The organism is Sporosarcina sp. A2 (genome assembly GCF_050858885.1).
Taxonomy (GTDB): domain Bacteria; phylum Bacillota; class Bacilli; order Bacillales_A; family Planococcaceae; genus Sporosarcina.
On sequence record NZ_CP193898.1, the window covers coordinates 2,197,488 to 2,211,256 of the forward strand.

Genomic DNA, 13,769 nt, shown 5'->3' on the forward strand with positions numbered 1-13,769 from the left:
CGGACAGCCGAAGCCATCCGCCCTGTTGCTTATGCCATTTGCGCGCCTTCACGCTCTATCAACGTTGCAATCTCCGTTAGAATGTCGCGTGCGACTAACTTGCTGTCACCGCTTTCTCCACTAATAACGAAGTCACCCGTAAACGTGAACGTATTAGTCGGCTCATTCTTCGCCTTGTCTGACGATCCGTAGTTATATGAGCGGTTGTCGTTGCTAACGCTTGCGGACGCTGCCTCGTAATCCATACCGGAATAAGACTCACGCTCGCGCTTCTTCTCATCAAAGTTAATGACGTTGCTGATTGGCGCCGGTCTGAACGATGCGCCCACGTCCGGCATTTGCATACGGTCATAAGCATCGGCTTCACGACGTGTCAAAACGCGCTCCCCCTTGTGCAGAATCGCTCGATGTCCGTCTTTTGCTACGCGATCAATCCCGTGATAATGCGACTTAGCAGGGCCACCGCCGAGGAACTTGCCAACTGCGCCAGCTGCTCCGCTAATCTTGCCGCCGATTGTGTTAATCCATTCCGGGACTTTTACGGACGACAATATCTTCGAGAATGTACGTAGCAGATCGGTTACGCCACTTATGAATCCGCCGACCTTATCAAATGCGCCACCGAGTTTCTCGATTATAGGAGCCGCTAATTCGAGCGAAGTCTTAAATAGCCCGGTCATGAAGTTGACGAACGGACTTAGAATCGTATCCCAAACGATTTTGAGAATATTAAAGTTTAACTCTATCGCTGCTCCGAGTAAGTCGAGTACAGGCCCGACAACTTTCCATAGCAATTGGAATATATCAATCGCATGAGTAACCGCTGGAACGATGATGTTATTAAAGACCATTTGCGCTACGTCTGCGATAATTCCGAAAGCTACAGCGATTCCTGTGAATACCGGAGCCAGTACATTCCATAGAGTCGTAAATACGCTCATTAACGTTGTTCCGAACCCCTTGAAAGCACCTAATAGCGTTTCAATTCCCGGCTGAACTGCCGTTATGAAGTTCGTTACCGACGTTTTGATGCTCTCGAATGCGCTCTTAACGTTGTCGAGTACGTTCGTAATCGATCCAATCGCTTCCGGTGACAAGCCAAGTGCCTGCGCTAATCCGACCGTTCCGCCTTCACTGAACGCCTTCTTGAAATTGTTATAGGTTTCCTTAATCTTATCGAGTGCAGCCGTCAAGCCGCCGCTGAACGCGAATAGCCGCTGAATTTGCTCGGTATTGAAACCGGAATCAAGCCACGTATTCAAGGCGCCTGCATTATCGCCTGTGAACGCTTGATACAGCCCTTTGACCGAACCGACGATGCCGCCTATCGCTTGGTCGAGTTGAGCCTTAAATTCGTATAGCTGGTCAATCTGCTTGCCGCTGAGTCCTGCTTTAAGGAACTGCTCAACGGCGTCGCGTCTTTCCCCCGTGAACATCTCGTAGAAACCTTTCATCGCGCTAACTACACTTTCTACCGCGCCCCTGAATGTTTCCGAGTTATTGTAGAACGCTTGGAATCCGAGGACTGCGCCTGTAATTGCCAACGCGATTAAACCTAGTGGGCTCACTAGGAACCCTAACGCTAATCCAATCGCCGTAATAGTTCCCGCTACTGCTCCGACTGCCAGTACAGCGCCACCAAAGATAAGTAACGCCTTGCCGACCGGTTTAAGAAGCGGCCCCAGTGGCTTGAAAGCTGCCCCGAGTTCCATTACCTTATCGACTAAGGCTGGAATCTTCTCGACCGCTTTCGTCGCTGTTTTGATTACACCACGAAGTCTTTCGCCGATCTTATCGAAGATTTGAAGATTCGCTTCTTCTTGTGCCGACTTGAATAGTTTGATGTCTGCGCCTAAGTTATCGGAAATAATGTTAGCCATCGTCTTAGCGGCTCCACCGGCGTTTTCCATTTCACCCGTAAACTCTCGCAACGCTTCTGGCCCTGCTGTCATAAGTGAGGCGAGTCCCGGCCCTGCGTTTAGTCCAACGAGTTCGATTGCGTCAGCCGCAGTCAATCCGCTGTCCTTCAAGTTCTGCAAGATGTCCGCTAGGCTGTTTACTTTCGGGTTTACGTCCTCAACGGATAAGCCGACCCTGCCGAGTTGCCTTGCGAGTGCTTTCGTCGGATCTCCTAGTGCGCCGATTACTCCCCGCATCGCGGTTCCGGCACGTTCTCCTTGAATACCGGCGTTAGAAAGCATTCCGATTCCGGCCGCTACTTCTTCGAGGCTTACGCCCATTGCCGATGCGATAGGAGCAATATAGGACATCGCCATCCCCATCTGCTCAACGTCGGTATTTGCGTTAGCTGCGGCTTGCGCCAGTACGTCCGCGATTCTTCCCATATCTTCCGCTTTCAAGTTGAATCCGGTCATTACGTTGGATGCGATGTCGGCCGCTCGTCCGAGGTCAAGTTGCCCCGCTGTAGCTAAGTCGAGTAAGCCCGGCATCGTCGCTAGGATTTCGTTTGTCTTGAATCCAGCTTGTCCAAGGAATGCTTGGGCATCTGCTGCTTGAGTGGCACTATGAATGGTACTTTTTCCCAATTCACGCGCCTGTGCGGATAATTTCTCCATTTCTTCGCCTGTTGCGCCACTGACCGCTTGAACCTTCGACATCGTAGTCGAGAAGTCTATGCCGGTCTGTATGACGCTCTTACCGATTGCAGCCATTCCGGTTGCTACGCCTAGCCCCGCTAAAACTCCGCCTAGCTTAGAAAAGCCTGACGTTAGCGAGCGCGTGCGCTTTTCCGCTCCTTGCATTGAACGCGTAGCGCGGTTCATTTTGCCGGATAAATCGTCTTGTAATCGTAATCTAGCGACAAGATCGAGGGCCATTACGTTTCAACTCCGCTGGCTAGTGCCATTGCTTCTTGCGTCAGTGAGACAACGGCGCTTAGGTTGCCTTGCTCCACGGCTTTAATGACTGCATAGAACTTAGTTGCAACCGGCTCTAGACGTTCATCGCTTCGCATCTTGGCGAGTGGTGCGCGATAGCTTGTAATCCGGTGAATCTTGACCCGGTTTACGTTGCCTGCGGCATTAATGTATTCCGCGAGTTCGTTTGACAGCGCGACCAACTTCTCGATGCGCTCATGATATAAATTCTCCATTTCTCTCAACTCCTTGTTTTGGGAAATAAAAAAGAACGCCGGCTAGGGCGCTCTCAAAAGGGATATATGACTACTGCTCCATGCACGCGGATTCCACACCGGGCGCCTTCATCGCAGTAAATTCGTGTTATTCGTTTAGCTGTTGCTGTGCGATAAATTTCGCCTTCAGTTTCACGTAGCGTAGTGCTGCGTCGTCGTTAGATCGTTTGTACTCGGCTTCGTTAAACAGTCGGGAAAGTGCGCTCGCATCGACGTTATAAACGCTGATGTCTACGTCTGCGACCGTCTTGTCTGACTCGGCTGCTCGTAATTCGATATGCTCGTCCTCAAAAAATCTAATCGGGTTGTATTTGATAATCATAAATAATCCGCTCCATTCGTTTTTTTTAGTTTTTATTCTGCGTCTTGCTCTGCTTCAAACGCTGACGGATTGTTAGCGTATCGGCTGTACTCTTTACCGACTGCTTGTCCGATTGCGTCTAGTTGAACACCGCCCGAGCGCCAAATGTCTTGCCCTTGCTTGCTTCCGCCTTCGATAACGGACTGCGCTTGTTTGATTTCTGGCGATGCGGCTACTTCGTTCAGTCCGGCTACCAAGCGTTGCAACTGCACTTTGTATTCGGGCGCCTTTGTGCCGGCTAGTCCCGTTACTTCGCTTACAATCTGCGGTAAAACTTCTTTCAGCTTGCCGACTAGATACGGATCGTTCGTCTTTCCGGCGAAATCTTTCGCTAGTTGCAAGGCGCTGTCTGGATTAGTCGATAGCATTAATCCCGTTTGGAACTCGGCTAATTGACGGGTAAACGACTGTACTACCAAATCAGACGGCTTATTTGCCGGATCATTTAGCAACTGCTCGGCCGCTACTTGCGCCTGTACAGCGGCTTTATCGTATTCGGCACGCATCGTAGCGGCTTTCTTAACGAACTCGGCACCCTTCTTGCTTTTAAACTCTTTCAACTTTGCGTCGCGACCGGCTGGCGATAGCATAGTGTCGTATTTTAATTCGGATTGCTTCTCGGCTACCGCGTTTTTAAATTCGTGGGCAATTGAAGTAGTGCTTTTCTCGATTTCGTACATCTTGTCTAGTACTGTTTGTAGGTTTGTCATTTGTAAAATCCCCTTTTAATTGTTTTTGGTGTTCCCTAGGCGTGTTGCAACTTCATCGTCAAATAGACGGTCTCGCTCGCTTGGTGTCCGCGACTCATTTACTTCCGCTTTGTCAGCCGCGATTGCTGCCTTCATACTTGCGATACCTTTGCGCCACTTGTCGGTGCGATAATCCTTACTCATACGTCATCACCCGCTAACTGCTCTAGTACGGATCGCATCGTATCGCTTTCTAGGACATACGCGATCTCAATCGGGTCTAAGTCGGCAGGTAGGTCGATATGAGTCGTTTTGCCGGCTTGGTCGTCGACGTAAATTCTCCGGATAGTTGAATCGTAATAAACTTTCTTCACTCGCTCACGACCGTTTCCGGCACTGCCTGTAATTCATCCTGTAGCGTGCTGATATACGACTCGCTCTGCGTATGTCGGAGGCAATTCATCATCACGATATAGGCGTCCCCGTACTCCGTTGTCTCGATCGTCACCGATTCGCTGATGCCACTATTTTGATTTGTCATCTTAATCGTTGCGGTAAAGTGATTCGTGGTATCGGCTTTAGTATTAATTTCTAACGTGTGATCTTCCATGCCCTTGTAGTGCTTAGTAAAAAATCTTTGAACCTTATCTAGCGTTTCGACTTTAATCATTTTTCATCAATCTCCCTTTTGGCCACTGCAATGGCTGTTTGTAGTCCGGCTCTGTACGTCCGGCCGTGATCCTTGCTGTAACTAACGTGGACTCTGTGGAAGTCGCTAACGTGATTGCGCGATGTACGAGCCGTCATGTGATTCGTAAATACAACGCCGGTCTGTCCTTCTTCCAGTCGGCCGCTAACATCACGTAACCACTGGCGCAATAATTCCTTTTGACTCGCAGGGCCAACATAAACGGAATCCATCGCAACTGCTTTGTAATTCTCGTCTAGCCCCGTCACCGAATACGCCTTATCGCCATCCGTCGTCCACGCCACATGAACCACGAATCTTATTACGTTTTCCATGCGTTGCCTCCCGTCATTCCGTGCAATTAGAACCGCTATAAACGCTATGCCTAACATAGACAAGCGGATACTTTCACCACGTCAAATAAGGCGGTTCTAACACGGTTTAAACGTGCATTAATCGCCCAAAGTGTACGGATTCATAATCGCTTACTGTACTGTTCCGCGTCGTATTGCACACGCTTGTTTCTTCTTACCTCGGCTGCGCAGGATTCGCAATATTTCTGTCGGTTGCTCGTCCTTACAATCTGCGTATTGCATCGCTCGCAATAATAGGGATTGTCCGGCGTTCCTGCTTTGCCTGCGTTGTACAGCGCTTCGATAACCGTATCGCCCGGTATGACCGCTTGCTCCGCGTATTTGCACGTTTTGCCGACGTCGTAAATCAACGGGCAGAGTCGACCGCCCGTGCTGTCCGTTTCTAAATGGCATAAGCCGTTGCCTGCGTAACTGGCGCAGTTCTTTTTAACGTAGCTGCTAACCCTTGCGTTTTGCATCGTTTCCCCCCCCTTAACCTCTAACTTCTCGCGCGTCAATTAAAAAATCGCCCAGTTCGTCACGGGCGACTCTTGCTTTTGTATGCGTTTCAGTTCGTGGATCAGCTTCGTGGTCGATTGCGATTTGAACTAGCCGGATTGCAGCGTCAACGATCGGAGAGGCTTCGAGTTTCTGCAGTTCCTTTAGGTCACCGCTTAGAACGTCCGTAAGGTCATGCGTGCCGTAACAATCTAATGTCGACATTGCGGCTGTCATCGTGTGCGTTACGACCTTGTTTGCTGCGGATTTCTTGATTTCAATTTGCATAATCATCTTCTCCTTGACTTAATTTATTTGACATGGTATTATTTAATGGGAAAGACTTTTCAATTTCCCTCATACGTTCAGAAAAATAAAGAACTTTCCTAATATCTATAACTCGTGCAATCTTCGCACGGGTGCGCTCACTGACGTTTCGTCGGCCAGCCTCTATATGGCTTACATGCGATGGACTGATGCCTAACAATTCGCCGAACTCGGCTTTAGACATATCCTTGCTTAGTCGGATTTGCTTGAAGTCTTGACTGTTCATCTTTTTACCTCCAATTCATGTCTTTTTCCCCAAAAAAGTATACGGGCTCGCGATGCCCTTCTACTATATATGGGAAAATTCCCCTAGCTATTTTCTAGTTTTCGTGGTTGTTCCTACAATTCATTTAACTTATTTTACGCCATCCCTCGCGATCTTCTTCGCCATGCAACATCCGTGCTTCTTCTAGCGACTTGAACGTCTTAACCTCGCCACCCTCGGCATATCCGCCGTCGGCTCTACGAAGTTTCACCGGTACTACCTCGCGTTTTTTATTGATTTGCTCCTCGATTTCGTCAGCTTCACCCACCCGCTCATATACACGCGCCTCATCGCCCACCGTTTCCGCAAGCCTGTCCGCATAAAAGTAAACGGGTAAGTACGATCCGTTCGTCTTGTAGCGATTATCTGCGTCCTTCTGTCCAAGTCTGCAGGCTTCGCAGCAATACGTAGCGTCGGATCGCTTGGCCGGGCGTCGTAGAAAGTTGTCTTTCGACGTTGGGAACATATTGAGGCAGTACATATACTTGCATCGGCGCCAGGTTTTTCGTTCCGCGCGGTAATCCGTCCAAGTGCGCCTTTTTGCCTCAATTAGTAACTTGTAGTCGGAATACAACGACGTGATCGAGTAGTCTGCGCGCTCGACGTATTCTTTTGAGTTGACCGGAGGCGCTGCTTTGATTATGAATTGTTCGGCACGTTCATTCGCAGTTATCATATTTCTAGCGGAGCCTTCGAGCGAATTATTGCCAGCGCGCTTGAGCTGCATATCCGTGACGTTGGCGTATACGTCGAGGAGGTTCGACTTACGGCGCGGGAAGTCCTTGCTGTAATGGACGGCGTGGACGGGCTTTATTCTAAACATCCCCTGCCTAGTCAACTCTCTTTCAATTATCCTAGAAACTCCATTACAGGCAATTCCCTCATACAACATAAATTTAATTTTATATTCGGCGACAATACACCTAACTGTTTCTAGTGACTTCCCATGAAGAACATGCCTATTTTCATCGTGATAGATAAAGTTTGATACTCTTTCCTCAATTGTTATATGTTCGCCAACTTTTATAAAAGCGTGGATTGCCTTAAGTTCTTCAATCGTCAATGGTTTCATTTGAGTTATCCCCTTTAGTAGTTTTATTTGGAAGTTTGTTCAGTCACCTCTTAAATCTCGTAATTCGCCCATGCCTTCAATAGTCCACGCATACGCGACGATGGTAGAAACAGCTTAATCGGCTTGCCATTGCGTATCTGCGAGCGCCATATCCACTGCAACAGGTCGCTGACCGCAAGTAATTCCTCATCAACTTTGACGCCGTTGTCTTGGAAGAATGACGCAACATGAGGGTTCATGTATTTGTTGTAGATGTAAGCAAGCGCCCACTTATCTTGGTATGCGTTGGTAGCCCGAGCGTTCAGCGGAATACAAACCTCGGCTTTCCCTCCCTTTCGGTTAGGCTCCTTAAATCCGCGCGGCTGTATCGTTTTTTCAATCTGCTTGAGCGTTGAATAATAAACGTCCGACTTCTTCGCGCCCAATACGTTTTGGAAGTAGTTGTATAGCGCTTTGTTAATTTCTTCCATGACATCGATGTCAGATCGCTTCAAGTAGGATGAACTTAACGCGTTCTTTCGCTCTCCGATTGCATTCTGCTTTCCGTCGAATATATCAATCAGTGCGTAATGTGCCTCGCGTCCCTCATTCTTGGCGTCGTATTCCGTCAATGCGTAGCCGTCGCCTTCTGATTTAACCGCCCTGTAATCGTAATCAAAGCGATACAGGTCGAAGTAATAGCGTTGCATCTGCCCACGAAACAGGTACGTCATGATGTAGACTCGACTGACTGCGCGGAATACCGACGGCGGGAACGCCCATACCAGAAACTTGCCGCGATGATAGAACAGGTTGCCGGCTTGTGCGAGTAAGCGAATGTCCTTGTAACGGCTGTCATCGTAAGGATCGCCGCACCATTCCACGCGATTTTCCTTAACAACGATGTCGCCCGACCTTTCCAGCTTCTTGATGTCCGCCTGCTTGACGTTTACCGGCTCGACGCAATCCATAACCTCGTCCAAAATCAGCGTGTAGCCACTGTCCGTCAGTAATTCGATTAATTCGTCGTCAGCCGTCTGAAATAGCGAGTGCGTGGACGTGATGTCGTCACCTCTTACAATTAAATCCTTTAGGCTCCGCATCTTACGTCCTTCATCGTTGACGTTGTTAGGCTCGATGAAATTCCGATTCGTGACGCCTTCTTTCACGCGAGCAACTTCGTCTAGGAATGGCGTTATATAGATAAACTTCTCAAGCGGACCAGCGGCGTTCATGTGCTGAATCGCCCAACTCGTCTTACCCGTCCCCATAATTGAATCGATTACCGTAATTTCCGTCATAGTAATTCCCCCAGTTTAGTAGTTTTGTTCTTGCTACCCGATACCGTTTAGAAACGTATTTAGGAAGGTAGCGTCCTAAAATTCTCTAGGAACGTTATACCTATGCGGTTTGTAGAGGGCCATCCTTAAAAGGAAATAGTACACTTTATCGATAGTCCGACAACAATGCTTTAGCATTTTGGCGTATCTCTTAGGCTGTTTACAGCTAACGTCAAGACCTAAGTGATTCCTCCTGCTACCGCAGTCGGGACTATGTTAGATAACGCTTATATCGCATCCTCCAAGTTCCTGCATCCTATAACCTATTGCCGGTCTTTCCTTACAACGTAAAGGCGTTCAATCACGTTGTCGGGTAGTCCGCTTGGCGCTCATGATCTCGACTAGTGCCGCGGCAAATTCTTCCGAGTTATCGAATATCCATACGATATGCCCCGGTAGTTGTCGACTTGGCTCCGTATCGACCGCCGGAAAGCCGGCGGCCATTAGTTCGCGTGCAACTCGCATAGAACGGATGCAGCGACGTTTATCCGACATCTACTCACCCCTTTTCATTGTTAAGATGCTCAATCTTTATCACACGTGTCTATTAGGATTTCCGGGAAACAAAAGTCGTAGCAACTACAATCCCCCATGAGAATTTGCCCTTTCGCCTTTTCTAGTTCGTGAAAACAAACTCCGTTGTCCTCGAATAGCTGAAATATATCATCTTCGGATAATTCTTTTCTTACTGGAGGACATTCGGGATTCTCGTAAATTAACTTCGTAGGCTCTCCGTTTGCTATCACTAGAAAGGCAGCCCCCGCACCTTTGTATTGACCTTCAACTGCTGTGCCGATTAGTTTAATGTGATCCATTACCCCACTCTTTGTGATGTTAGTTGACTTTGTCATAATCAATCTCTCCATTTCGTTGTTTTATTTGGTGATGCCACGGAAATGATTCGCCAAAATCATTCCCCCTACTTGTATAATCGTTTGAAACAGACGGACTCGGAGTTATTCCGCAAATTCTTTTTGGTTAATTTTCCGTCCTATTATATATGCGGACTAAAAATCGGATTTTGGGACACAGCTCCGTAGTTTCTTTTCCGGAAACTTTCGCGCGCCCCCTACTTATATATACGTTTGGAATCGTCGAGTGCGGAGTTTTAGCGCAAAATAAAAAGAACGAGTTTGGCGCCCCGTTCCGTTTATGTAGTTATTCGGCTGTCCCGCTCCGATTGGCGTCGGTTGCGGGATCATTTTTAACGCGGGGCTGTTGGCGCAACCGGCGCGCACCGTACGTACTTACACGGCCACTGCAACGTCCTGTGGCGTAATCAAGCGTGTGAATGGCGCTGTAAGCAACGTAGCAAGCTGTATGTCTGTTAACGCTGTACAGCCCGTCCTAGCACGCTCATGGACGCCTGTTGTCGCTAGGAATACGCGAGGCTCGACGTTGTAAACATCGCCCGTGCTTGCGATTGTGACGTTGTACCAGCCGATTATTGAACGTGTGTATGAAATCTGGACGCCGATCCGCGCAAGTTTCGGATTATCCCAGTCCGTGCGTCCGAATTGGTCGACTTCCCAAGTTGCGTGAAAGTGTTGCTGTGCCTCGTCGACGCCTACTGCGCAATATTTGCCTGCGATAAGTGTAGGCTCCGTTAGTGATAGTGCTCCGTGGAAATCTGTTGTGATCGTCATAATTGATCTCTCCATTTCGTATAGTTACGTATCGGGTCGGACGTTTGACGTAAACCTATGAACCTACTATACCCATACTTACGGGATACGTCAACCTCTTTACGAAACTTCTTTTGTATCGTACAATGAACTCAACGGAAACGGGGGTTTTATCATGGAAGCAACGGTTAAAATAACACTTGAGCAGACGATTAAAGCTGCTAAGACATCACGTAACGGAATCGCAGTAGAGGGTAAGATACGGCCAGCAACGATTAATGAACTGTGTAAAGGCGAAAGTAAGGCGATTTCGTTTGAAACGCTCCGCAAAATAGTCGATGCGTTAAATACGCTCGATACGTCGGGTAAGCAGCATACGATTGAGGACGTAATGACAATCGAATACAAATAAAAAGCCCTGACGCTTAGATGCGCCGGGCTTTTGTTTGTTTATGGATAATTACAGCTGAGCTTTAGCTGTTTTATAGTATGCTGCGAACGTGACGTTGCTATAAAACCAGCGGTCTAGTTCTGGATTATATGCTGATCCATCTTTATTATAAAGAAAACCATCTGCTTCGTGTGGTTCAAATAAACCGGACTGGATAATTTCAATCATTCGATCTCCAGCATAATGACTCTCGACAAGACTTTTAAACGCTACTTTAATATCACGATAGAATAAATCATGGCTATTTAGTTCCCTACTTTTTATCACATAATCAATCCCCTTATAATTTATTGAAAATTCCAACACACCATAAGTTTAATGTATAGTAAGCTATAAAACAATCCCCATCCCTTGCAATATTTCCCTTAATCTTTTATGTATTCTCACTTGACTTATACGCTCCTCAAATCAGCGAATGGAAGGCGTGCTTCAGGAAATCGGCGCGGTTTCGTTACCTTACTTCTAAAAACGAATAGAATCGTAGTTAGAAATAAAGTAACGACAGCATTTCGTTCAGCTATGGATGAAGCCCGAGGGTTCCCGTATGCCCTTGTTGTATCGGAGTATCTCTACTCACATATTCCCGCCGCTTTACCGTCCACGTCGATTACAGAATACGTTTACCCGTGCCGTAACACGCCGGTAAACCTAGCCAGACCGTTAAGGGTCGTCCTCACCCATTCATCACCCAACGCAACAAGGAACGTCTTAACGGGCGATATAGTCTAGTTATTGCAGCGGCAAGACGAACCGGTCAAGGTTAGATTAACGACGTATTAGTAGGCAATTCCACGTCGGATTATCACTAAAAATGGGCGTACTTAATAGACCTTGCATATATCGGATTTTTTCGATAAGATGAAGGTACATACACTCTGGGCAAACTTAGTGTAATCATATGTAATTGTGGAGGTCGGGCGCTCGAACGCTTGGCCTCTTTTTATTTGATTCCTTTTTCTATTGCTTCGTCGAGGTCGGTCGAATAGATCGCAACATACTTCCTTAATTCCGTAATATCTGAATGTCCCATAAGCTGTTGTAACGTGAATATATCTACGCCGGCTTTTATCTTAAACTTGGCGAACGTCCTTCTGAATACGTGTGGACTGCATTGCACATCTTCCAGTACGCCCGACCGTCGCCCATGTTCTCGTATTTGATACTGTATAGAACGTGCATTAAGCGGCTTGTCGTCGATAGTAATGAATAGTGACGATGTAAACTCGTCCAATCCGCGAACCTTCATGTAGGCACGCAGAACAGATTGCAATCGCTTCGTCATCGGGATGCGGCGCGCGTATCCGTTCTTAGTACGTTGAATATTGATCGCACGATCCGGAAATACTACGTCTGCTGTACGGATTGCTTCGAGTTCTGACAGGCGTATGCCCGTATCTGCGAACGTCAACATAATCGCAAGGTCACGCACGCCCTCAAACGTCGATATATCCGGCGCTTCGAGTAATCGCTTTAATTGCGCTTGCGTGTACGTTGCCCCTACCGTGTGACGCATCTTGAGCAACGGAACCTCGGCCGCAGCGTTAGTAGACGTATAGCCCTTCTTAACGCAGTAGTTGCCGAAGATGCGAGCCGTGCGCACACGTATGTTGATAGTCGACGGGGCGTACCCTTTAGCGACTTGCAGCCGGATAAAGTCCTCGAAGTCGGGCGCCTTCACCTCACGTATATCCGTAAGGTCGACGCCTTGATCGACGAAAGACTTCCTTAACTGATTCAGTTCCTTAGCGTAGCTGGACGCCGTGTGCTTCGATAGACCTTTGATAGCGCTGTACTGGATAAAATCGTCAACGGCCGCCTCATACGAAATAATTCTATCGATAGGCTGACCTATAACCGACTTCAAACCTTCATATATCGCTGGATTGACCGTTCTACTTTTTTTAGACAACGAAAAACCCCCGCTCAAAATACGTATTTCTACGTAAATCGAACGGGGGTTCCCGTACCTACGTCTTAGAGATTCGGACTATAAAAACGTCTGAATTAGCGTGTAGGTGTGCGTATAAGCTTCGTAGTGCTATCGGCTTTAAACGCTGTCATATAGCGGTTACATCGTATGCCCTCGGCGGGAGTCGAACCCACATTTCAAGCTTCGGAGGCTTGCGTGCTATCCATTGCACCACGAGGGCGCGTTACATATATATTTGCAGCGGACAAGTTATAGTATACGTGCTGTAGAAACTAAAAGCAACAAATTTTTGTAAAGCGTTATATTTGACCTTAGTTGACCATACTATGTATGATAAAGTCATGGTTAGGCGGGATACCGCATTAACATACGACATATTCAACTATTAAAAGGGAGGAACTGAAATGAACTTAATTCCTACAGTTATTGAAACGACGAATCGCGGAGAGCGTGCGTATGACATATACTCCCGCTTGCTAAAAGACCGTATTATTATGCTAGGTAGCGCAATCGACGACAACGTAGCTAACTCCATTGTAGCTCAATTGCTATTCCTTGAATCCGAAGATCCGGACAAAGACATCTCTATCTACATTAACAGTCCAGGAGGAAGCATTACAGCGGGTATGGCTATTTATGATACGATGCAATACATTAAGCCAAACATCCAGACAATTTGTATCGGGATGGCTGCTTCAATGGGCTCGTTCTTACTTGCAGCAGGTACAAAAGGAAAACGTTATGCGCTTCCTAACGCTGAAGTAATGATTCACCAACCACTTGGTGGCGCTCAAGGTCAAGCAACTGAAATTGAAATTGCAGCGAAGCACATTCTCTTCATCCGCGAAAAACTTAACCAAATTCTTTCTGAGCGTACAGGTCAACCGATCGAAGTCATTCAAAAAGATACAGATCGTGATAACTTCATGACCGCTGAACGTGCAAGAGATTATGGCTTAATTGACCACATTATCACACGTAGCGATATGAAAGAGTCCGAGACTAAATAATACTACTCACATGAATGGCGTCCTGTACCT

At 47.4% G+C, this 13,769-nt stretch carries 19 protein-coding genes, 1 tRNA gene and 1 pseudogene; 2 read left to right on the forward strand and 19 right to left on the reverse strand.

Annotated elements, in window-relative coordinates; genetic code table 11:
- Positions 1 to 29: 29 nt before the first annotated feature.
- From ACRPI0_RS11105 to ACRPI0_RS11175, 15 genes are all read right to left on the reverse strand, one after another.
- Complete coding sequence (locus ACRPI0_RS11105) at positions 30 to 2,837, reverse strand: phage tail tape measure protein (RefSeq protein WP_432352722.1); 2,808 nt, start codon at positions 2,835 to 2,837, stop codon at positions 30 to 32.
- The gene (locus tag ACRPI0_RS11110; protein WP_432352723.1) at positions 2,837 to 3,079 is read right to left on the reverse strand and encodes a hypothetical protein; all 243 of its coding nucleotides are present in this window, start codon (positions 3,077 to 3,079) and stop codon (positions 2,837 to 2,839) included. The genes ACRPI0_RS11105 and ACRPI0_RS11110 overlap by 1 nt, the downstream gene beginning before the upstream one ends.
- A gap of 160 nt (positions 3,080 to 3,239) precedes the next feature.
- Positions 3,240 to 3,473, reverse strand: coding sequence for a hypothetical protein (locus tag ACRPI0_RS11115; RefSeq protein WP_432352724.1), 234 nt, complete (start codon positions 3,471 to 3,473; stop codon positions 3,240 to 3,242).
- A 32-nt stretch (positions 3,474 to 3,505) separates the two neighbouring features.
- The gene (locus tag ACRPI0_RS11120) at positions 3,506 to 4,222 is read right to left on the reverse strand and encodes a hypothetical protein (protein WP_432352725.1); all 717 of its coding nucleotides are present in this window, start codon (positions 4,220 to 4,222) and stop codon (positions 3,506 to 3,508) included.
- Positions 4,223 to 4,237: 15 nt separating this feature from the next.
- The gene (locus ACRPI0_RS11125) at positions 4,238 to 4,405 is read right to left on the reverse strand and encodes a hypothetical protein (protein WP_432352726.1); all 168 of its coding nucleotides are present in this window, start codon (positions 4,403 to 4,405) and stop codon (positions 4,238 to 4,240) included.
- Entirely contained in the window at positions 4,402 to 4,575 is a 174-nt protein-coding gene (locus ACRPI0_RS11130) for a hypothetical protein (RefSeq protein ID WP_432352727.1), read from the reverse strand. Before ACRPI0_RS11130 ends, ACRPI0_RS11125 begins: the two co-directional genes overlap by 4 nt.
- Complete coding sequence (locus tag ACRPI0_RS11135; protein ID WP_432352728.1) at positions 4,572 to 4,871, reverse strand: hypothetical protein; 300 nt, start codon at positions 4,869 to 4,871, stop codon at positions 4,572 to 4,574. The genes ACRPI0_RS11130 and ACRPI0_RS11135 overlap by 4 nt, the downstream gene beginning before the upstream one ends.
- Positions 4,868 to 5,224, reverse strand: coding sequence for a hypothetical protein (locus ACRPI0_RS11140; RefSeq protein ID WP_432352729.1), 357 nt, complete (start codon positions 5,222 to 5,224; stop codon positions 4,868 to 4,870). The genes ACRPI0_RS11135 and ACRPI0_RS11140 overlap by 4 nt, the downstream gene beginning before the upstream one ends.
- A 140-nt stretch (positions 5,225 to 5,364) precedes the next feature.
- On the reverse strand, positions 5,365 to 5,721 hold the full coding sequence (locus tag ACRPI0_RS11145) for a hypothetical protein (protein WP_432352730.1): 357 nt from the start codon (positions 5,719 to 5,721) through the stop codon (positions 5,365 to 5,367).
- Between the two features lie 13 nt (positions 5,722 to 5,734).
- Complete coding sequence (locus ACRPI0_RS11150) at positions 5,735 to 6,028, reverse strand: hypothetical protein (RefSeq protein ID WP_432352731.1); 294 nt, start codon at positions 6,026 to 6,028, stop codon at positions 5,735 to 5,737.
- Positions 6,018 to 6,293, reverse strand: coding sequence for a helix-turn-helix domain-containing protein (locus tag ACRPI0_RS11155; protein WP_432352732.1), 276 nt, complete (start codon positions 6,291 to 6,293; stop codon positions 6,018 to 6,020). Before ACRPI0_RS11155 ends, ACRPI0_RS11150 begins: the two co-directional genes overlap by 11 nt.
- A 124-nt stretch (positions 6,294 to 6,417) precedes the next feature.
- A complete protein-coding gene (locus ACRPI0_RS11160; protein WP_432352733.1) occupies positions 6,418 to 7,404 on the reverse strand; it encodes a hypothetical protein in 987 nt (328 codons plus the stop codon).
- 50 nt (positions 7,405 to 7,454) lie between these two features.
- Positions 7,455 to 8,684 (reverse strand): hypothetical protein, encoded by a 1,230-nt coding sequence (locus ACRPI0_RS11165; RefSeq protein ID WP_432352734.1) that lies wholly within the window; start codon positions 8,682 to 8,684, stop codon positions 7,455 to 7,457.
- A 563-nt stretch (positions 8,685 to 9,247) separates the two neighbouring features.
- The gene (locus ACRPI0_RS11170; protein ID WP_432352735.1) at positions 9,248 to 9,574 is read right to left on the reverse strand and encodes a hypothetical protein; all 327 of its coding nucleotides are present in this window, start codon (positions 9,572 to 9,574) and stop codon (positions 9,248 to 9,250) included.
- A 396-nt stretch (positions 9,575 to 9,970) separates the two neighbouring features.
- Positions 9,971 to 10,369 carry a hypothetical protein gene (locus ACRPI0_RS11175; RefSeq protein ID WP_432352736.1) on the reverse strand — a complete coding sequence of 133 codons (399 nt, stop codon included), beginning with the start codon at positions 10,367 to 10,369 and terminating at the stop codon, positions 9,971 to 9,973.
- Positions 10,370 to 10,523: 154 nt separating this feature from the next.
- Between ACRPI0_RS11175 and ACRPI0_RS11180 the strand changes: the two genes are divergently transcribed.
- Positions 10,524 to 10,760, forward strand: coding sequence for a helix-turn-helix domain-containing protein (locus ACRPI0_RS11180; RefSeq protein ID WP_432352737.1), 237 nt, complete (start codon positions 10,524 to 10,526; stop codon positions 10,758 to 10,760).
- A gap of 48 nt (positions 10,761 to 10,808) precedes the next feature.
- On the opposite strand, the gene ACRPI0_RS11185 is transcribed toward ACRPI0_RS11180, so the two are convergent.
- From ACRPI0_RS11185 to ACRPI0_RS11200, 4 genes and pseudogenes are all read right to left on the reverse strand, one after another.
- Complete coding sequence (locus ACRPI0_RS11185) at positions 10,809 to 11,066, reverse strand: hypothetical protein (RefSeq protein WP_432352738.1); 258 nt, start codon at positions 11,064 to 11,066, stop codon at positions 10,809 to 10,811.
- Positions 11,067 to 11,739: 673 nt separating this feature from the next.
- Complete coding sequence (locus ACRPI0_RS11190) at positions 11,740 to 12,399, reverse strand: tyrosine-type recombinase/integrase (RefSeq protein WP_432355943.1); 660 nt, start codon at positions 12,397 to 12,399, stop codon at positions 11,740 to 11,742.
- A 24-nt stretch (positions 12,400 to 12,423) separates the two neighbouring features.
- A pseudogene (locus tag ACRPI0_RS11195) lies at positions 12,424 to 12,726 on the reverse strand (hypothetical protein); the annotation flags it as partial.
- Positions 12,727 to 12,877: 151 nt separating this feature from the next.
- Positions 12,878 to 12,949, reverse strand: a tRNA-Arg gene (locus ACRPI0_RS11200).
- Positions 12,950 to 13,133: 184 nt separating this feature from the next.
- Between ACRPI0_RS11200 and clpP the strand changes: the two genes are divergently transcribed.
- Positions 13,134 to 13,739, forward strand: coding sequence for an ATP-dependent Clp endopeptidase proteolytic subunit ClpP (gene clpP / locus ACRPI0_RS11205; RefSeq protein ID WP_432352739.1), 606 nt, complete (start codon positions 13,134 to 13,136; stop codon positions 13,737 to 13,739).
- Positions 13,740 to 13,769 lie beyond the last annotated feature (30 nt).